The 19,659-nt window shown below is 67.3% G+C and carries 18 protein-coding genes; 11 read left to right on the top strand and 7 right to left on the bottom strand.

Annotated elements, in window-relative coordinates; translation table 11 throughout:
* The 5 genes from AXA74_RS08830 to AXA74_RS08810 are packed head-to-tail and all read right to left on the bottom strand — an operon-like array spanning position 1 to position 5,649.
* Positions 1-1,170 (bottom strand): ABC transporter substrate-binding protein, encoded by a 1,170-nt coding sequence (locus AXA74_RS08830; RefSeq protein ID WP_029580181.1) that lies wholly within the window; start codon positions 1,168-1,170, stop codon positions 1-3.
* A 19-nt stretch (positions 1,171-1,189) separates the two neighbouring features.
* The gene (locus AXA74_RS08825; RefSeq protein WP_032979305.1) at positions 1,190-1,999 is read right to left on the bottom strand and encodes an alpha/beta fold hydrolase; all 810 of its coding nucleotides are present in this window, start codon (positions 1,997-1,999) and stop codon (positions 1,190-1,192) included.
* The gene (locus AXA74_RS08820) at positions 1,996-3,552 is read right to left on the bottom strand and encodes a benzoate-CoA ligase family protein (RefSeq protein ID WP_032956575.1); all 1,557 of its coding nucleotides are present in this window, start codon (positions 3,550-3,552) and stop codon (positions 1,996-1,998) included. Before AXA74_RS08820 ends, AXA74_RS08825 begins: the two co-directional genes overlap by 4 nt.
* A gap of 50 nt (positions 3,553-3,602) precedes the next feature.
* Positions 3,603-5,162, bottom strand: coding sequence for a 3,4-dehydroadipyl-CoA semialdehyde dehydrogenase (locus AXA74_RS08815; RefSeq protein WP_029580185.1), 1,560 nt, complete (start codon positions 5,160-5,162; stop codon positions 3,603-3,605).
* A 10-nt stretch (positions 5,163-5,172) separates the two neighbouring features.
* Positions 5,173-5,649: a 4-hydroxylaminobenzoate lyase gene (locus AXA74_RS08810; protein WP_029580186.1), complete on the bottom strand. Its 477-nt coding sequence runs from the start codon at positions 5,647-5,649 to the stop codon at positions 5,173-5,175.
* Between the two features lie 183 nt (positions 5,650-5,832).
* Here AXA74_RS08810 and AXA74_RS08805 point away from each other — a divergent pair, with 183 nt between their 5' ends.
* The 4 genes from AXA74_RS08805 (at position 5,833) to boxA (ending at position 11,226) form a co-directional block, all read left to right on the top strand.
* Complete coding sequence (locus AXA74_RS08805) at positions 5,833-6,741, top strand: helix-turn-helix transcriptional regulator (RefSeq protein WP_029580187.1); 909 nt, start codon at positions 5,833-5,835, stop codon at positions 6,739-6,741.
* Between the two features lie 148 nt (positions 6,742-6,889).
* Positions 6,890-8,533, top strand: a complete 1,644-nt coding sequence (gene boxC / locus AXA74_RS08800; RefSeq protein ID WP_029580188.1) for a 2,3-epoxybenzoyl-CoA dihydrolase — start codon at positions 6,890-6,892, stop codon at positions 8,531-8,533.
* Positions 8,534-8,591: 58 nt separating this feature from the next.
* Positions 8,592-10,019 (top strand): benzoyl-CoA 2,3-epoxidase subunit BoxB, encoded by a 1,428-nt coding sequence (boxB, locus tag AXA74_RS08795; protein ID WP_029580189.1) that lies wholly within the window; start codon positions 8,592-8,594, stop codon positions 10,017-10,019.
* A 7-nt stretch (positions 10,020-10,026) separates the two neighbouring features.
* Positions 10,027-11,226, top strand: a complete 1,200-nt coding sequence (boxA, locus tag AXA74_RS08790) for a benzoyl-CoA 2,3-epoxidase subunit BoxA (RefSeq protein ID WP_032979307.1) — start codon at positions 10,027-10,029, stop codon at positions 11,224-11,226.
* Position 11,227: 1 nt separating this feature from the next.
* On the opposite strand, the gene AXA74_RS08785 is transcribed toward boxA, so the two are convergent.
* On the bottom strand, positions 11,228-11,893 hold the full coding sequence (locus AXA74_RS08785) for an alpha/beta hydrolase (protein ID WP_029580192.1): 666 nt from the start codon (positions 11,891-11,893) through the stop codon (positions 11,228-11,230).
* Between the two features lie 7 nt (positions 11,894-11,900).
* Positions 11,901-12,455, bottom strand: a complete 555-nt coding sequence (gene yjgA, locus AXA74_RS08780) for a ribosome biogenesis factor YjgA (RefSeq protein ID WP_029580193.1) — start codon at positions 12,453-12,455, stop codon at positions 11,901-11,903.
* Between the two features lie 58 nt (positions 12,456-12,513).
* Between yjgA and pmbA the strand changes: the two genes are divergently transcribed.
* The 7 genes from pmbA to AXA74_RS08745 all read left to right on the top strand — a co-directional run.
* Entirely contained in the window at positions 12,514-13,878 is a 1,365-nt protein-coding gene (gene pmbA / locus AXA74_RS08775) for a metalloprotease PmbA (protein WP_029580194.1), read from the top strand.
* Between the two features lie 274 nt (positions 13,879-14,152).
* Positions 14,153-15,358 carry an FkbM family methyltransferase gene (locus AXA74_RS08770; RefSeq protein WP_032979308.1) on the top strand — a complete coding sequence of 402 codons (1,206 nt, stop codon included), beginning with the start codon at positions 14,153-14,155 and terminating at the stop codon, positions 15,356-15,358.
* Between the two features lie 88 nt (positions 15,359-15,446).
* Entirely contained in the window at positions 15,447-16,553 is a 1,107-nt protein-coding gene (locus tag AXA74_RS08765) for a TRAP transporter substrate-binding protein (protein WP_032979309.1), read from the top strand.
* A gap of 267 nt (positions 16,554-16,820) precedes the next feature.
* Complete coding sequence (gene rplM, locus AXA74_RS08760) at positions 16,821-17,249, top strand: 50S ribosomal protein L13 (RefSeq protein WP_029580197.1); 429 nt, start codon at positions 16,821-16,823, stop codon at positions 17,247-17,249.
* Positions 17,250-17,258: 9 nt separating this feature from the next.
* The gene (rpsI, locus tag AXA74_RS08755) at positions 17,259-17,651 is read left to right on the top strand and encodes a 30S ribosomal protein S9 (RefSeq protein ID WP_012418608.1); all 393 of its coding nucleotides are present in this window, start codon (positions 17,259-17,261) and stop codon (positions 17,649-17,651) included.
* Positions 17,652-17,844: 193 nt separating this feature from the next.
* Positions 17,845-18,912 (top strand): N-acetyl-gamma-glutamyl-phosphate reductase, encoded by a 1,068-nt coding sequence (gene argC, locus AXA74_RS08750; RefSeq protein ID WP_029580198.1) that lies wholly within the window; start codon positions 17,845-17,847, stop codon positions 18,910-18,912.
* Between the two features lie 50 nt (positions 18,913-18,962).
* On the top strand, positions 18,963-19,659 hold a 697-nt coding region (locus tag AXA74_RS08745), incomplete at its 3' end, for a DUF6776 family protein (protein ID WP_155680861.1).

Below are 19,659 nucleotides of genomic sequence, written 5' to 3'. Positions count from 1 at the left end.
TCAGAGCTTGCAGCCGCGGGCCGGGTCGGCCAGCTGTTTGACGGCGACCTCGACCACTTTGTTTTCCAGTCCCTCCACCTTGCGCAGGTAGATGTCCTGCACCGGGTTGCCGGCGGCCGACAGCGTGAAGGGTCCGCGCGGCGAATCGATGGTCGCCGCCCGCATCGCGCGGCGCATATCGGCCTTCTTGCCGATGTCGCCCTGCACCGCCGCCAGCCCCGCCCGCAGCAACTGCGCGGCGTCATAGCCCTGCACCGCATAGACGTCGGGCGCCAGCTTGTAGGCCTTGTTGTAGTCGGCGCGGAAGGCGTTGTCGCGCGGCGTGTTCAGGCCATCGGCATAGTGCAGCGTGGTCAGCAGGCCCTGGGCCGAGGCGCCCTGGGCCTGCAGCGTGCCGTCGGTCAGGAAGCCCGAGCCATACAGCGGGATGTTCTTGCCCAGACCGGCGGCCGCATAGTCCTGCACGAACTTCACCGCGCCGCCGCCGGCGAAGAAGGTGAACACCATGTCGGGCTTGCTGGCCGCGATCTCGGTCAGCACCGACTGGAACTCCACATTGGGAAAGGGCACCGTCAGGTCCTTGATCACCTTGCCGCCGGACTTCTCGAAGCCCTCGCGGAAACCCGCCACGGCTTCGTCGCCGGCCGCGTATTTCCAGGTCACGGTGATGGCGGTCTTATGGCCCTTGGCCGCGGCTACCGGACCCATGGCGTAAGCCGGCTGCCAATTGGTGAACGAGGTGCGGAAAATGCCCGGGCCGCACATGGGGCCAGTGATGGCGTCGGCGCCGGCATTGGCCACGATCAGCGTGGTGTCGCTGTCCTTGGCGGCCTTGGCCAGCGCCATGGCCACGCCGGAGTGCACCGTGCCGATGAGCACATCGACCTTGTCGCGCTTGATGAGGCGGTTGGCGTTCTCGGGTCCCTTGGCCGGGTTGGACTCATCGTCGACCTTGAAGTACTCGACCTCGCGCCCGGCCAGCTTGCCGCCCTGTTCCTGCACGTAGAGCTTGAAGCCGTTTTCGATGGCCGTGCCCAGCGCGGCATAGGTGCCGCTGTAAGGCAGCATGAAACCCACTTTGATGGGAGCGGCGGCCTGCGCCTGGTGGGCGGCCAGGGCGAGGAAGGCGGCGCCGGCCAGCCTGGCGGCGCGTTGGGGGGTGGATGGCATCGCGGGTCTCCTGTGCTTGTTATGCGTGGCCGGCCAGGCCGCCGACGAAGTCGGCGACGGCCTGGATGACGGCCTGGGGTTGGTCCCTGTGGGGGGAATGCCGGCACTCGGGCAGCGTCAGCAGGCGCGTCTGCGGCGCATGACGCTGTATGCCTTCTATCTGGGCCAGGGTGCCGTACTCGTCGTCGAGGCCCTGCATGGCCAGCGTCGGGCAGCGCAGGCCGGACAGGTGGTCCTCGATATTCCATTGCGCGAAGGCCGGGTCCAGCCAGACCTGGTTCCAGCCCCAGAAGGCGGAGTCCGGGTCGGCGTGATAGCGCGCCAGCCGCTGCCGCAAGTCGCTCTCCAGATAGGCCGCGCGCGCGGCCTCGATGTTCGCCAGGGTGAGGTCCTCGACGAAGATATGGGGCGCGGCCACCACGATGCCGGCCGTCCTCTCCGGGTACATGGCGGCATATAACAGGGCGATGGAGCCGCCATCGCTGTGGCCGAACAGCAGCGGCCGCTCCTGCTGCAAGCCCAGCGCGTCCATCAGGGCCGGCAGGACCTCCCTGGCTTCGCGGTGCATGAAGTCCACCGGCCAGCGTTCCCCGGCCGGCCGCGCGGTCGATTGACCATAGCCGCGCCGCGAATAGACCAGGCCGCGGCAGCCGGCGCCCGCGCACAGGCGGTCCGGGAAGTCGCGCCACATGGCGACCGAGCCCAGCCCCTCGTGCAGGAAGACCAGCAGCGGGCGGTCGCGGCGCCGCGGTTCGATCCAGCGGTATTCCAGATCGAAGCGCAGCCCGTGGGCCGCGATGCCGGCGCGCTCGACCGGGGCCGTGTTCATAGGCCGGCCTCTTCCAGCTGGCGCAGGCGAAAGCGCTGGATCTTGCCGGTGGCGGTCTTGGGCAGCTCTTCGGTGAAATTGATCTGGCGCGGATACTTGAAGGGCGCCAAGTGCGCTTTGACATAGTCTTGCAGCGCCGCGCCCGTCGTGGCGTCGGGCGCGTAGCCCGGACGCAGCACGACATAGGCCTTGGTCTTGACCAGCCCGTCGTGGTCGGGCACGCCGATGACGGCGGCTTCCAGCACGGCCTCGTGCTGCACCAGAACGTTCTCGACCTCCACCGGCGAGACATACTGCCCGCTGACCTTGATCATGTCGTCGCTGCGCCCGGCGTAGACGTAATAGCCGTCTTCGTCGCACAGGTATTTGTCGCCGCTCTTGAGCCAGTCTCCCAGGAAGCACTGGCGCGTCTTGTCGCGGTTGTTCCAGTACATGAGCGCGGCGCTCGGCCCCTTGATATAGAGGTCGCCGATGGCGCCGGGAGGCACGGGCAGTCCGGCCTCGTCGCGCAGCTGCACCTCGTAGCCGGGCACGGGCTTGCCCGTGGTGCCATAGCGGAACTGGCCCGGTTGATTGGACAGGAAGATGTGCAGCATCTCGGTCGAGCCGATGCCGTCGAGAATTTGGCAGCCGAAATGGCGGGTGAAGCGTTCCCCGATGTCGCGCGGCAGGGCCTCGCCCGCCGAGGTACAGATGCGCATGGAAACGTTGTCGCGCGGCGGCAGCTCGGGCGAGGCCATCATGCTGGCGTAGAGCGTGGGCACGCCATAGAAGACGGAGGGGCGGTGCGTGGTCAGGCGCTTGAAGACGGCCTGCGGGGTGGGGCGCTCGGCCATCAAAATGGTGGTCGCGCCGACCGACAGCGGAAAGGTCAGGCCGTTGCCCAGGCCATAGGCGAAGAACAGCTTGGCGGCCGAAAACGCCACATCGTCCTCGCGGATGCCCAGCACCGGCTTGGCATAGAGTTCCGCCGTGTGCCAGAGGTTGCCATGGGTGTGGACCACGCCTTTAGGCTTGCCCGTGGAGCCCGACGAATAGAGCCAGAAGGCGATTTCGTCGGCCAGCGTGCGGGCCGCCGGCAGGATGGGCGCCTGGGCGATCAAGGCCTCGAAAGCATGCTGGCCCGCCGCCGCTTGCGCCGGCTGCGAAACGATGACGTGCTCGATATCGTGCTGGCCGCTGTCCAGCGCGGGCCGCAGCTGCGGCAGCAGGCCGGCGGAGACGACCAGCGCCCGCGCCCGGCAATGGGCGGCGATATAGGCGTAGTCGTCCGGGGTCAACAAGGTGTTGACGGCCACCGGCACGATGCCCGCGTGCAGCGCGCCCAGGAACGTCACCGGCCAGTCCACCGTGTCGTGCATCACCATGAGGATGCGTTCTTCGCGGCGCAAGCCCAGCTGGCGCAAGGCGCCGCCGAAGCGGGCCACGCGCTCGGCCAGCTCGCCGTAGCTGAGCCGGCGCTCGTCATCGATATAGGCGGTCTTGGCGGCGCGCGGCGCATTCAGCGCGGCCAGATGGCTGGCGAAATTCAGCTCGTTGGGGCAGTCGTGCATGGTTGTCTCCTCGAGAGGCGGGCCCGCGGCCTGATGGCTCTGATGGGCGGCTATCCGGCAAAGGCCGGCGCGGCTGGCAGGTTCTCCAGCCGGGCGGGCGCGCCTTGCACGGCGCTGCGGCGGTGATAGAAATCCAGGGCCCGCAATCCGCCGAGTTCCTGGCCGCCGCCGGCGCGGCCGGGCCCGCCATGCAGCGATTGCGGCATGACGTTGCCGTGTCCGGTATGGGCCTGGGCCGCTTCGGGGCTGACCAGATGCACGCGGCCGTGGCTTTCGGCCAGCGCCTGGGCGCCTTGCGCCAGGAAGGCGCTGTCGTCGCTATAGAGAGAGGCCACCAGCGACCCGTCGCCCAGCCGGGCCATGGCCCAGGCCTGCGCGGGATCGCGATAGGGCATGAGCGTGGCGACCGGCCCGAACACCTCGGTCTGGTGCAGCAGGGCATGGGGCTGGCGCGAACCGAGCAAGGTCGGCGCCATGCAGGCGGCGATGGCGGGATCGGCGTCGACCAGCGCCGCGTGCGAACCGTCGTGCAGTACCTCGGCCACGCCGCGCAGGGCGGCCAGGCCCGATTGCACGTGGTCGAACTGGGCGCGGCTGACCAGCGCGCCCATCTTCACGCTGTCGTTGCGCGGATTGCCCACGGTGATGCGGGCCAGCTGGGCCGAGATGGCGCCGGCCACGGCGTCGTAGCGGTCGGCTGGCACCATGATGCGCCGGATGGCCGTGCATTTCTGGCCCGACTTGGCGCGCATCTCGCGCACCACTTCGCGCACCAGCGCATCGAAGGCGGGGCTGCCCTCGCCGGCGTCGGGGCCGAGCACGGCGCTGTTGACGCTGTCGGTCTCGGCGTTCAGACTCACCTCGCCGCGCAGCAGCGCGGGATGGGCGCGCAGCTGGGCGGCCGTATCGGCCGAGCCGGTGAACGACAGCAGATCAAGCGGCCGCAGCGCGTCCATGAGACCGGCCGAGCCGCCACAGACCAGGCTGAGCGCGCCGGGCGGCAGGATGCCGGCCTGGATGACGTCGCGCACCATCTCATGCGCCAGCCAGGCGGTGGCGGTGGCGGGCTTGGCCACGATGGGCACGCCCGAAAGCAGGGCGGGCGCGGCTTTTTCCCACAGCCCCCATGACGGGAAGTTGAAGGCATTGATGAGCAGCGCCAAGCCGCGCGCCGGCGTGCGGACGTGCTGCACCGCATAGGCGTTGTCGCGGGCCAGGGCGTCGGCCGGGCCGTCCATGCGCCAGGCATTCTCGGCCAGGCGCGATCCCTGTTTGGCGTAATAGCCCACGGTATAGATGGCGCCGTCGATGTCGATGGCCGAATCGGCCTGCACCGTGCCGCTGTTGGCCAGCGCGATCCCGAAGTATTTGTCGCGATGGGCCGCCAGCACCTCGGCCACGCGGGCCAGCAGGGCCGCGCGCTGCGCATAGCTCATGGCGCGCAGCGCCGCGCCACCTTGTTCGCGGGCCCAGGCGAAAGCGGCCGGCAGGTCCAGGCCCGCGCTGCTCGCGCTGGCCAGCAGCTCGCCGGTCACCGGATCGAGCAGGCGGGCCGGCTGGCCCTGGCCCGCGCGCCATTGGCCGGCGAGGTAGTTCTCCAGAATATGCATGTCCCGTCCCTCAGGCCGTCTGGCGGGTGAATTCGATGGCGCCGTCCGGCAGGAGATAGAGCACCAGGGCCCTGCCTGCGCTGACCGTGGGGCGGTGGGCGGTGCCCGGTCCGTAGACCAGCCATCCCGCGCCCCGGCCATCAAATCGCGCCTGGTCCGACAGCGGCATGATCAAGTCGATTTCGCCCTGGGGATGGCGGTGGTGCGGGCCGGCAAGATCGTCCATGTCCACCACGTCAACCGAGTAGCCGCCCAGCGCGGCGTCGGGTTTGATGACGCGGCCATAGCGGATGCCGCCGCCTTCGTATTTGCACATCCAGCCGGCGGCGACGCCCTGGCGACAGGCGTCGAAAATGCGCGCATACAGATCGCTGCCGGCGCCCAGCTCGCGATTGAGGCGGTCTTCGAGGGATTGATCCAGGGCGGCGGCGCCGATCTGGCCGGTGACCTCGCGCATCAGCGCGTGGAACTGTTCAGGCGTACTCATGGTGGCGTCCTATACACTTATCGTCCCGTACCGAAATCTCATGCAACAGAGTGCTTGTGGGTGCCGGTACAGGCATCGTCAATGCGCGTTTGGCGGTGGTTGATGGAAAAATAGTGCTTTATATGGTGACCGTCAAGCACTATAGTTCATGTTCTCTTAAGGGTTAGTGCGGAGTCGCAGACGATGGAGCCAGCGCTGGAGCCGAACGCGGAAGAGCCGCGCCGTGACGTATTCCTGATCGCCTTGGGCGAACGGGTGCGGCGCTTGCGCGCCATACGGGGCATGACGCGCAAAAGCCTGTCACAAGCCACCGGCGTGTCCGAACGCCATCTGGCCAATCTGGAGCATGGGGTGGGCAATGCCTCCATCCTGGTGCTGCTGCAGATCGCCCGGGCCTTCAATTGCGCGCTGGCCGAGCTGGTGGGCGACGTCACCACCGAATCGCCTGAATGGCTGTTGATCCGTGAGCTGCTCAGTGGCCGCAGCGAATCGGACCTGCAGCGGGCGCGCGAGTCCCTGTCCCAGTTGTTCGGCGTGGGCGCGGGCGCGCAGCGGCCCAACCGCTACCAGCGCATCGCGCTCATCGGCCTGCGCGGCGCGGGCAAATCCACCCTGGGGCAGATGCTGGCCGATGACCTGGGCTATCCCTTCATCGAGCTCAACCGCGAGATCGAGCGGGTGGCCGGCTGCAGCATCCTCGAAATCCACAATCTGTATGGCCCCAACGCCTACCGCCGCTATGAGCGCCGGGCGCTCGAAGAGGCCGTGCAGATCTACCCGGAGATGGTGCTGGCCACGCCCGGCGGCCTGGTGTCGGAGCCCGCCACCTTCAATCTGCTGCTGGCGCATTGCTATACCGTATGGCTGCGCGCCACGCCCGAAGAGCACATGGGCCGCGTCATGGCGCAGGGCGATTTCCGGCCCATGTCCGGCAACGCCGAGGCCATGGCCGATCTCAAGCGCATCCTGGCCGGCCGCGAGGCGTTCTATGCCAAGGCCGACCTTACCTGGGTCACCAGCGACCTGAGCCTGGCGGAGAGTTTCGCCGGCCTGCGCACCCAGGTGCGCAAGGCCTGCAGCCTGCCGCTCTGAGTCCCTCAAAAACTGCGTTTTAGTGCACGTCGGAGTTGACGTGCATTTTTTTCTGCACTATTCTGCATTTTAATTCATCAAATGCATTATTGTGCGTGCGCCATCGGGCGCCCCAGTGCAGACCCGCAAGGTTTTGAGGAGACAGAGCATGAGCACCCCCCCGGTGGATTTTCGGACCGAACCCCAGCAGTACCGTCATTGGCGTTTGAATTGCGAAGGCGAAGTGGCCACCCTGGCCATGGACGTCTCCGAGGATGCCGGCCTGCGTCCGGGCTACAAGCTCAAGCTCAATTCCTATGACCTGGGCGTGGACATCGAGCTGCACGACGCCTTGCAGCGCATCCGCTTCGAGCACCCGGAGGTGCGCGCCGTGGTGGTCACCAGCATGAAAGACCGCATTTTCTGTTCGGGCGCCAATATCTTCATGCTCGGCCTGTCCTCGCACGCCTGGAAGGTCAACTTCTGCAAGTTCACCAACGAAACCCGCAATGGCATGGAAGACGCCAGCCAGCACAGCGGCCTGAAGTTCATCGCCGCGCTCAATGGCGCCTGCGCCGGCGGCGGCTATGAGCTGGCCCTGGCCTGCGACGAGATCTTCCTCATCGACGACCGCTCATCGGCCGTGGCCTTGCCCGAGGTGCCGCTGCTGGGCGTGCTGCCGGGTACCGGCGGCCTGACCCGGGTGACCGACAAGCGGCGTGTGCGCCACGACCTGGCGGACATTTTCTGCACCCTGGTCGAAGGCGTGCGTGGCCAGCGCGCCAAGGATTGGCGCCTGGTCGACGCCGTGGTCAAGCCGGCGCAGTTCCAGGAGGCGGTGCAGGCCCGCGTGCGCGAACTGGCCGCCGCCAGCGACCGTCCGGGAGGCCCCGGCGTGGCCTTGACGCGGCTTGAGCGCGAGGACGGTCCGCAGGGGCTGCGCTACCGCCATGTCGAGGTCGGCATCGACCGCGAAAAACGCCTGGCCACCTGGGTGGTGCGCGCCCCGCAGGCGCCGGTCGAGAGCGGGATCGACGCCATCCTCGCCGCGGGCGCCGACTGGTGGCCGCTGGCGATGGCGCGCGAGCTGGACGACGCCATCCTCTATATGCGCACCAACGAACTGGATATCGGCACTTGGGTCATCAAGACCGAGGGCGATGCCGCCCATGTGCTGGCCGCCGACGAGATCCTGCAGCGCCATGCCTCGCATTGGTTCGTGCGCGAGACCGCCGGCATGCTGCGCCGCACGCTCGCCCGCCTGGATGTCACCTCGCGCACCCTTTATGCCTGCGTGGAGCCGGGTTCATGCTTTGCGGGCACCCTGCTCGAGCTGGCATTGGCCGCCGACCGCGTCTACATGCTCGACGATGAAGAGCGACCGGTCGCCCTGGTCATCGACGAGCGCAATTTCGGCGCCTATCCCATGGTCAACGGCCAGTCGCGCCTGCAGCGCCGCTTCCATGAAGAAGCCGGTCCGCTGGAGGCCGTGCGGGCGGCGGCGGGCCGGCCCATCGGGCCGCAAGAGGCCCTGGACCTGGGCCTCGTGACCTTCACGCCGGACAGCCTGGACTGGGACGATGAGATCCGCCTGGCCCTGGAAGAGCGCCGCGCGCTGTCGCCCGATGCGCTGACCGGCCTGGAGGCCAATCTGCGTTTCAGCGGCCGCGAAAACATGCTCACGCGCATCTTCGGGCGCCTGACGGCCTGGCAGAACTGGATCTTCAACCGCCCCAATGCGGCGGGCGAGAAAGGCGCGCTCAAGCTCTACGGCAAGGGCGAACAGGCCAACTTCGACTGGAACCGGGTCTAGCCCGGTCCGGCGGCGGAATCATCCGGCGGCCATGCGCGCCGTCCTTCAGGAGACAGATATGAGCGGCATCAACTACAGCGACAAAATCCCCAACAACGTCAACCTGTCCGGCGACCGGGCGCTGCAGCGCGCGCTGGAGCACTGGCAGCCCAATTACCTGCAGTGGTGGCGCGACATGGGCCCGGACGGCTCACAGGACTTCGATGTCTATCTGCGCACCGCCGTCAGCGTCGAGCCCGACGGCTGGGCGCACTTCGACCACGTCAAGATGCCGGACTATCGTTGGGGCATCTTCCTGGCGCCGCAGGACGGGCAGCGCAAGATCCATTTCGGCGAGAACATGGGCCGCGACGTCTGGCAGGACGTGCCGGGCGAGCATCGCGCCAACCTGCGCCGCATTATCGTCACCCAAGGGGACACCGAGCCGGCCTCCATCGAACAGCAGCGCCACCTGGGCATGACCGCGCCGTCGCAATATGACCTGCGCAATCTGTTCCAGATCAATGTCGAAGAGGGCCGCCATCTCTGGGCCATGGTCTATCTGCTGCATCGCTATTTCGGGCGCGATGGCCGCGAAGAGGCCGACGCGCTGCTGCAGCGCAGCTCGGGCGATGAAGACAACCCGCGCATCCTGGGCGCCTTCAATGAGAAGACGCCGGATTGGCTGGCCTTTTATATGTTCACCTATTTCACCGACCGCGACGGCAAGTTCCAGCTCTGCGCACTGGCCGAGTCCAGCTTCGATCCGCTGGCGCGCACGACGAAGTTCATGCTGACCGAAGAGGCCCACCACATGTTCGTGGGCGAGTCCGGCGTCTCGCGCGTGATCCAGCGCACCTGCGAGGTCATGAACCAGCTCAAGACCGATGACCCGGCCGCCGTGCGCGCCGCCGGCGTGATCGACCTGCAGACCATCCAGCGCTACCTGAATTTCCACTACAGCGTGACTATCGACCTGTTCGGCGCCGACCAGTCCTCCAACGCCGCCATCTTCTACAGCTCGGGCCTGAAGGGCCGCTTTGAAGAAGGCAAGCGCAACGATGACCACCAGCTCAAGAACGACAGCTACCGCGTGCTGACCGTGGCCGACGGCCGGCTGCGCGAGGTGGAGGTGCCCATGCTCAACGCGCTCAACGAAGTGCTGCGCGACGACTTCATCCGTGACTCCATGGCCGGCGTGGGCCGCTGGAACAAGGTGATCGAGAAGAACGGCATCCCCTTTCGCCTGTCGGTGCCGCACAAGGCCTTCAACCGCCAGATCGGCACGCTGGCCGGTATCCGCGTCTCGCCCGACGGCGAGGTGCTGAGCGAAAGCCAGTGGCTGGCCAACCGCGACAAATGGCTGCCGACGGCCGAGGACCGCGCTTTCGTGGCCTCGCTGATGGGCCGCGTGAGCGAGCCCGGCAAGTTCGCCAACTGGATCGCGCCGCCCGTCATGGGCATCAATCGCCAGCCGGTGAATTTCGAGTACGTCCGTTTCAGCTGAGCCCGCCATGAACGCGCCCGCCGAGCTGCTCAGGCAGCACCTCATCGATCCCGAGATCTGCATCCGCTGCAACACGTGCGAAGAGACATGCCCGATCGACGCCATCACGCATGACAGCCGCAACTATGTCGTGAACGCGGAGATCTGCAATGGCTGCATGGCCTGTGTGCCGCCATGTCCGACCGGCGCGATCGACAGCTGGCGCCTGGTGGCGCGGGCCTACAGCCTGGATGAGCAGCTGGGCTGGGACGAACTGCCCGCCGAACAGCCCCAGGCCGCCCAGGCCGGGCCGGCGGCCGAGCCCCCGCCGCAGGTCGCCGCCGCCGGGCCCGGCGCGGCGGTGCCGCCCTGGTCGGCGGCCCATCCCTACGTCAACCTCTATACCCACAAGACGCCGGTGACGGCCACGGTGGTGGGCAATTACCGCGTCACGGACTCGGACACCCACAGCGACATCCGGCACATCGTGCTGGACTTCGGCGCGCAGCCCTTTCCGGTGCTGGAGGGGCAGTCCATCGGCATCCTGCCGCCCGGTGCCGACGAACACGGCCGGCCCCATCATGCCCGCCAGTACTCGCTGGCCAGCCCCCGCGATGGCGAGCGCCCGGGCTACAACAATCTGTCCATCACCGTGAAGCGGGTGACCGAGGGCCACGATGGGCAGGCGGTGCGCGGGGTGTGCTCCAACTATCTCTGCGACCTGGCCAAGGGCGATACCGTCCAGGTCATCGGGCCGTTCGGCCATACCTTCTTGATGCCCAACCATCCCGGCGCCAACCTGATGATGATCTGCACCGGCACGGGCGCCGCGCCCATGCGCGCCATGACCGAAAACAGCCGCCGGCGCCTGGCGCAGGGCGGCCTGGGCCGCCTTATGCTGTTCTTCGGCGCGCGCACCGAGCGCGAGCTGCCTTATTTCGGGCCGCTGATGAAACTGCCCAAGGATTTCATCGATATCAACCTGGCGCTCTCGCGCGAGGCCGGCCAGCCCCGGCGCTATGTGCAGGACGCCATGCGGCAGCGAGCGGAAGATGTCTTGCGGCTGCTGACCGCCGGCGACACCTATATCTACGTCTGTGGCCTGAAGGGCATGGAGCAGGGGGTGCTGCAAGCGCTGTCGGATATCGCCCGGGAGGGCGGCCACGACTGGGCCGCGCTGTCCGAAACGCTGCGGCGCGAGGGCCGCATGCATTTCGAGACTTACTGACTCAGCGCAGGACTTCGCGCAAGAAGGCGCCGATGTCCTGGATTTCTTCCAGGCAGACCGAGTGCGGCATGGGGTAGGTGTGCCACTGGACCGCATAGCCCAGGCGTTGCAGCGTCTCGCGCGACGCTTCGGCGCGGGCCAGCGCCACGACCGGATCGTACAGGCCGTGGGCCAGGAAGATGGGCGTGTCGGCGTTGGCCGGCAGGCGTTCGGCCTGGGCCGTATCGATCAGGGGCAGGTAGCCCGACAGGCCCACCATGCCGGCCAGTTTCTCGGGCAGCCGCAGGCCGGTATGCAGCGTCATGGCGCAGCCCTGCGAGAAGCCGGCCAGCACGATGCGCGAGGTCGGGATGCCGCGCGCGTTCTCGCGCGCGACCAGCTTCTGGATGGCCGCTTCCGAGGCGCGGATGCCGGCGGCGTCTTCGCGGCGCACCAGGTCCATGACCAGGATGTCGTACCACGAGCGCATGGCCATGCCGCCATTGATGGTCACCGGCGCCACCGGGGCGTTCGGAAAGATGAAGCGCACCGGCGCGCGCAGGCCCAGCTCGGGCACGACGGGGACGAAATCATTGCCATCGGCGCCCAGGCCATGCAGCCAGATCACGGCATGGGCGGGGTTGGCGCCGGTTTCGACTTCGATGCAGTCCAGAAGGTCTTGGCTCATGGGGCGGTCATTGTGTGAGGGACTTGAGCGCCTGGAACAGGGCCCGGTATTGCTTGCGCTGCGGCTCCTGGCCTTGCTGCAGGGCGGCATTGTGCTGCGCTTCCTTGCGGGCGGCGCGGATGACGGCGCGCAAATGCTGGACATCGGCCCCGGGGTAGCGCGCCAGCAATTCGGTCAGCGCCTCGTCGTCCTGGAGGAGCCGCTCGCGCAGGCCCTCCAGACGGTGCATGGCGGCGGTTTCTTCGCGCGAGCCGTTTTCCCAGACGTCCAATTGGTGCCGGATTTCGTCGGCGGGCGCGGCGCGCATCAGCTTGCCCACGTAATGGGTCTGGCGGCGCAGGCCTTCGCGGCTGGTGGTGCGCTGGGCTTCGCGGATGGCCTCGTACAGCCGCTCTTCGAGCGGCAACTGGCGCAGGCGTTCGGGGGACAGGCCGATCAGCTGCTTGCCCAGGTCCAGCAGCGCGTGCATGTCGCGCTTGACCTGGGACTTGCTGGGCCGGTCGTAGCCGTTTTCATCGTAGCCGTCGTCATCGACGGGGGTTTCGGAGTCGGGAAAGCTCATGGGACACTGCAAAAAGACGGACTTGGCTATGATAACCGTCTCTGCAAATTGGACAGCAATGGTCACTTCCTCCTCCTCCCTGCCGATCGCCGCCAACCAGGCGCGTTTTTCCGAACTCGTCGAACAGGTGCTGGCCTATGCGCGCCAGATTGGCGCGAGCGACGCCGCCGCCGAAGTCTCCGAAAGCCTGGGTCTCTCGGTCTCGGTGCGCAAGAACGATATCGAGACGGTCGAGCAGACCCGCGACCGCTCGCTGGACCTGACGGTCTATGCCGGCCAGAGCCGGGGCTCGGCCTCGACCTCCGATTTCTCCGAGGCGGCCCTGCGCCAGACGGTGGAGGCGGCCTGGCATATCGCCCGCCATACGGCTGCCGACGAAGCCGCCGGCCTGCCGGATGCCGAAATGCTGGCCACCGAGCATGCCGACCTGGACCTGCATCATCCCTGGGCCATCGGCACCGAGGAGGCCGCCGAGCTGGCCCTGCGCGGCGAGCGCGCCGCCCGGGCGGTCGACCGCCGCATCACCAATACCGACGGCGCGGGCGTCAACACCTACGAAGGCCAGTTCGTCATGGGCAATACCCGCGGCTTTCTGGGCGGCTATGCCTATAGCCGCCACAGCCTGTCGGTGGCGCCCATCGCCGGGCGCGGCGGCAATATGCAGCGCGACTACTGGTATACCTCCGAGCGCGATCCCGTCCGCCTGGCCTCGCCCGAGGCGGTGGGCCGCTACGCCGCCGAACGCACGCTGGCCCGCTTGTCGGCGCGCCGCCTGCGCACCACCAAGGCGCCCGTGCTGTTCGAGGCGCCGCTGGCCCTGGGCCTGCTGGGCGCCTTTACCCAGGCGGCCAGCGGAGGCGCGCTCTACCGCAAGGCGAGCTTTCTGGTCGACGCCTTGGGCAAGCCCATCTTCGCCGACCACATCGACGTGCTCGAAGACCCGCATGTGCCCGGCGCCATGGGCTCCTCGCCCTTTGATGACGAAGGCGTGCGCACCCGCGCGCGCCGCGTGGTGGCCGCCGGTACCCTGGAAGGCTATTTCCTGTCCTCCTATACCGCGCGCAAGCTGGGCATGAGCACCACCGGCAATGCCGGCGGTTCGCACAACCTGTCCCTGACCTCGCGCCTGACCCGTCCGGAAGACGACTTCCGCGCCATGTTGAAGAAGCTGGGCACCGGCCTGCTGGTGACCGAACTCATCGGCCAGGGCGTGAACTACCTCACCGGCGACTACTCGCGCGGCGCCTTCGGCTACTGGGTCGAAAACGGCCAGATCCAGCATGCCGTGGAGGAGATCACCATCGCCGGCAATCTGGCCGATATGTTCCGCCAGATCGTGGCGGTCGGGGCCGACACGCTGTCGCGCGGCACCAAGACCACGGGCTCCATTCTCATCGAGCAGATGTCCATCGCCGGCGCCTGAAGCCGCCGCTGCCTGCCCGCGCGCCAAGCCCGGGCAGGTTTTTGTTTTTAAAGGAAATTTCTTTCCTGACTCGGCGACACGGCCGGCAGACAGGGCATGCCCGGGGCCGCCACACTATCCAGGATCCTGGGTGCCCTGAGTTGGGTGCCCTGAGTTGGGTGCCCTGAGTTGGGTGCCCTGAGTTGGGTGCCCTGAGTTGGGTGCCCTGAGTTGGGTGCCCTGAGTTGGGTGCCCTGGATCGATCCATTGCCGGGGTGCCGTCAGGAGTTTCCCAGTGTCGGTCTTGGATTGGTCCGCCCTGCGCGCGCAGGGCGACGAGCGGTTGCGCTTCATCCGCCAGCTCGAAGGGTTTTACGTCTACGCGCACAGCGCCGCCAGCACCGCGACGCGCGCCCATCATTATCTGCTGTCCGGCCACTATCGCGACGATCCCCGTTTTCTGGGCTATTGCTCGCTGGGCGCGCCCTCCGGCTTTCCCTGGCTGGCCGATGCGCGCTGGCCGGGCGAGGGCGAGTACCGGCCCTTCGCCGAGGTGTTGCAGCAGCAGATGCGCAGCGGCGGCCGGATAGGCATGCTGACCTTCTGCGCGACGCCCGAGGAGCAACTGCTGCTGCGCAGGTTCCAGGCCTGGACGTTCGACTTCCTGGCCTATCTGGCGGAGCGTAACCGTCCCATGGTCTACATGCCGCTGGCCGAGGAGCGCGAGCTGACGCTGACCCGGCTGCCGGACTACCTCGCCCTGGTCGAGGGCATGGATGCGCGCTCTCAAGGCGCGATGCGCGCGCGGCTGGCCGCGCTGGCCAGCCTGGATCGCCATCTGCTGCAGCGCGAGGCCACGCCTTTCGCGCATATGTACTTCAATGCCCTCAACGAGGCGGACTCCTTCGTGCCCCGCGCCTGGGAAAACTACGTCGACGTGGGCGCGACCAATGGCGCGGAGCTGCTCAGGCTGGCCAGCCTGGTCGACGACCTGGACCGATCCCGCTTCTGGGCCCTGGAGCCCAATGCGGTCGACTTCGCCCACCTCAAGCAGCTCCGGTTCTTCCTGCCCGCGCGGGTGGCGCGCAGTTTTGCCTGTGGGCGCCATGGCGGCAGTGTCGAGTTCTACACCGATCCGGTCAACCAGGACGGCTCGCGCCTGGTGCCGCCTGAATGCGGCCCGGCCTGGCGCCAGGCCAACGCGGCGCATATCGAATCGGTGCCCTGCGTGACGCTCGACACCTTGGTGCCCGAGCCCGTCACGCTCCTGAAGATCGACGTCGAAGGCGGGGAGCTGGACGTGCTGCAAGGCGCCATCGGCCATGTCGCCCGGCCGGAGTGCCGGGTGGCCGTGGCCGCCTATCACTATCCCCAGGACGTGCTGGAGCTGTGCGCCTTCTTTCGCGAACTGGGGCGCGGGCGCCTGCGCCTACGGCAGCACGATTCCACGCTCTGGGACCTGATTCTCTACGTGGACGATGTTGGCGGGCCGGCCGCCTGAAGCGCCTTTGGCCAGCGCGGCGTGTACGCGGCGTGTAATATGCATTGCGGGTTATCTTCGGTAGTCTCGAGAGACGAGGAGCCAACAGATGCAACGTCGTTCGTTCTTGAAGCATGCGGGCATGGGCGCGATGGCCGGCAGCGCGGCGGTGGCCGCGCCCGTCTTCGCCCAGGACATGCCTTCGCTCAGCTGGCGCCTGGCTTCCGGCTTCAACCCCAAGCTCGAGGCGCTCTATGGCGCCGGCGAGGCGTTCTGCAAGTACGTGGGCGAGGCCACCGGCGGCAAGTTCAGCATCCGCCAGTCCCCGGGCGGCGAGATCGCCCCGGACACGACGGTCCTGGATGCGGTATCCAACCACACCGTGGATTGCGGGCATGGCTTCTCGTCCGCCTACTTCGACAAAGCGCCGGCGCTGTGCTTTGACTCCGCCGTGCCCTTTGGGCTGAATGCGCGCCAGATGAATGCCTGGATGTTCGAGGGCGACGGCCTGAAACTCACGCGCGAACTGTTCAAGCCGCACAAGATCGTCAATCTGCCCATGGGTAATACGGGCGTGCAGATGGGGGGCTGGTACCGCAAGGAGATCAAGACCCTCGAAGACCTCAAGGGCGTGCGCATGCAGACGGCCGGCCTGGCCGGCGAAGTGCTTGCGCGCCTGGGCGTGGCGCCGCAGCAGCTAGCCGCCGCTGAACTGGCCGCTTCGCTGGAGAAGGACGCGCTGGATGCCGTGCAAGCCGCCAGCCCCGTCGACGACGAGGCCCTGGGCCTGCAGAAGCTCGCCAAGTATTACTACTACCCGGGGTGGTGGGCGGGCGGCGTGCAAGCCTCGCTCTATATCAACGAAGCCGCCTGGGAAAAACTGCCCAAGCACTACCGGTCCGCGATCGAATCGGCCAGCCGTGCCGTCCATGTGGGCGTGACCGCAAGCTATGACGCCCGCAACCCGGCCGCCATGCGGCGCCTGGCCGCGGCCGGCGCCGAGCTGCGCGCCTTCCCGCGCGCCGTGCTGGACGCCGCCTTCGAGGCCAGCGCCCAGGTGTATCAGGCCTGGTCGGACAAGGATCCGGCCTTCAAGACCCTGCACGAGAACTATATGGGCTTCCAGGACGATGTCCTGCCCTGGTTCCGGATCAGCGAAAACGCCTACGATCAATACCTGATGAGCATGGCGCTGGCCGTGCGCCGGCGCCGATAATACGTCCCTTTTTAGGGTCGGCGGTCCTGGGCGGGATTTTGCCGCGCGCTTGCACAAAAATTGAGCAGGCGTGCTAAACTAGCTAGCTTTCCCTTTATCCGGCTTTGGCCGGAGCATGGCTAGGGTCACCAGTACGGGCGGGTAATAACGCTTAGACGGGGGGCCGGGGCGAGTCCCATCCCGGGCGCTGCCGCGGGTTTGCCATCGGGAAAGATCCCGGCCAGGATGTTCTGGCGGGCAACCTTTATTCAATTCTTAGGAACCATCATGAAGACCTTTGTGGCCAAGCCGCATGAAGTCAAGCGTGACTGGTTTGTGATCGACGCCAAGGGCAAAGTCCTCGGTCGTGTGGCCAGCGAAGTCGCACGCCGTCTGCGTGGCAAGCACAAACCCGAATTCACGCCGCACGTTGATACCGGCGATTACATCGTCATCATCAACGCTTCCGATATCGTCGTTACGGGTACCAAGGCGCAAGACAAGAAGTACTTCCGCCACACCACCTACCCGGGCGGTATCCGCGAAACGAACTTCGAGAAAATGCAAGAGCGTTTTCCCGGCCGCGCCATCCAGAAGGCCGTCAAGGGCATGCTGCCCAAGGGTCCGCTGGGCTACGCCATGATCAAGAAACTCAAGGTGTACGCTGGTGCCGAGCATCCGCACACCGCTCAGCAGCCCAAGCCGCTGGATATCTAAGGAAACGCCATGATCGGTAACTGGAACTACGGAACCGGCCGTCGCAAAACCTCGGTGGCTCGTGTTTTCATCAAGAAGGGTACGGGCAAGATCGTCGTCAACGGCAAGCCCGTCGACGAGTTTTTCGCTCGCGAAACCGGCCGCATGGTCGTGCGCCAGCCCCTGGCGCTGACCGGCCACCTCGAATCGTTCGACATCAAGGTCAACGTGATCGGTGGCGGCGAGACGGGTCAGGCTGGCGCGGTTCGTCATGGCATCACGCGCGCCCTGATCGACTACGACGCGACCCTGAAGCCGGCGCTGTCGCAAGCGGGCTTCGTGACCCGCGATGCGCGCGAAGTTGAACGTAAGAAGGTCGGTCTGCGCAAGGCGCGCCGCCGCAAGCAGTTCAGCAAGCGTTAATCGCTGCATGCAGAAAGGCCGCGCAAGCGGCCTTTTTGCTTTTGGCCCGCCCGGGGAACCCCGGGCCGCCTATCCTGTCCCACTCTGCGGCAGTCCTCAGGAGGGCCGCGGGTGTCGCAGCGATACAATTCATTCAGGCGTGTCGCGCCCCGTGCCACACTCCAGCGTGCCTCACACCCAGGAAGAAGCTACCATGGCCCAAGCAAGTCATCCCCGCATCAAGGTCGGCATCGTCGGCGGCACCGGATATACCGGCGTCGAGCTGCTGCGCTTGCTGTCTCAGCACCCCAATGTCGAACTGACCGCCATCACCTCGCGCAAGGAAGACGGCCTGCCCGTGGCGGACATGTATCCCAACCTGCGCGGCCGCGTGAAGCTGGCCTTCTCCGCGCCGGAAAAGGCCACGCTGACCGATTGCGACGTGGTGTTCTTCGCGACGCCCCACGGGGTGGCCATGGCCCAGGCCCGGGAGCTGACCGCCGCCGGCACGCGCGTGATCGACCTGGCCGCGGACTTCCGCCTGCAGGACACCGCGATGTTCGAGCGCTGGTACAAGATGCCGCATAGCTGCCCGGACATCCTGGCCGGCCAATCGGCCTATGGCCTGGTCGAGCTCAATCGCGCCGCCATAGCCGGGGCCAAGGTGATCGGCAACCCGGGCTGCTATCCCACGACCGTCATCCTGGGCCTGGCGCCGCTGATCGAAGGCGGCAAGAAGCTGGTCGATACCCAGACCCTGATCGCCGACTGCAAGTCGGGCGTCTCGGGCGCCGGCCGCAAGGCCGAGGTGGGCTCGCTGTTTTCCGAAGCCAGCGACAACTTCAAGGCCTATGGCGTGGCGGGCCACCGCCATCATCCCGAGATCACCGAGCAGCTCGAAAAGCTGGCCGGCGGCAAGGTCGGCCTGACCTTCGTGCCGCATCTGGTGCCCATGATCCGCGGCATGTTCTCCACCATTTATGCCCGCATCCTGCCCGAAGCCCGCGACACGGACTTCCAGGCCCTGTTCGAGGCCCGCTATGCCGACGAGGCCTTCATCGACGTCATGCCGGCCGGCAGCCTGCCCGAGACCCGCTCCGTGCGCGCTTCGAACAATCTGCGTATCTCGGTGCAGCGTCCGGGCAATGGCGATCAGCTCGTCATCCTGGTGGTCCAGGACAACCTGGTCAAGGGCGCGGCGGGCCAGGCGGTGCAGAACATGAACCTGATGTTCGGCCTGCCCGAGGCCACCGGCCTGGACCAGGTCGCCATTCTTCCTTGATTTTCCGCGGTCCCCCCAGGGGCGCCCGTGGCGCCTCGGCCTGAGCATCGATGTCCAAGAATCCCGCTTCCGCTGTCCCGCCCCGCAAACGCGGGTGGCGGCGCGCGGCCTGGATGGCGTTCATGGCGGGCCTGGGGGTGGCCGCCGGCGCCGGCCTGGGCTATCAATACGCCCTGGGGCCGGGACGGCCCGCGCATATGGTGATGCTCACCGAGGCGCAGGTCCAGGCGCAGGATGCCAGCCTGCGCCAGCGCGAGACCGAGGTGCGTTTCCTGCGCGCCCAGCTCGATACGGCCGATGGCGAGATCGCGGTCGAGCGGGCGGCCCGCCAGGAGCTCGAGACCCAGCTGCGCGCCTCGCAGGCCGAGGTGGGCCGCGTGCGCGACCAGCTGGCCTTCTATGAGCAATTGCTGCCGCCCGGGCCGGCGGGCTCCATCGATATCCGCGGCGCGGAGTTCTCGCGCGTCGGCAGCGGCCTGCGTTATCGCGTGCTGCTGATGCGCAGCGGCCGTGGCGGCGAGAGCGCCTTCAGCGGCGAGCTGCGTTTCCAGGCCAATGGCATCCAGCAGGGGCAGATGGTGACCGTCGAGCTCAGTCCGCAGCAGGTCCGCACGGACGAGGCCGCCGCGCCCGCGGCGGTCCTGCCGCCGGCGGCCGCGCAGGCCGTGCCCGCCGAAGAAGCGCCGGCCGCCGCGGTGGCCAGCGGCGGGGCCGCGGGCCATAGCGGCAACGGGGCGGGCTTGCTGG

Origin of the sequence: Bordetella hinzii LMG 13501 (assembly GCF_001548475.1) — a bacterium.
Taxonomy (GTDB): domain Bacteria; phylum Pseudomonadota; class Gammaproteobacteria; order Burkholderiales; family Burkholderiaceae_B; genus Bordetella; species Bordetella hinzii.
This window is presented reverse-complemented; position numbering and strand designations above follow the sequence as displayed.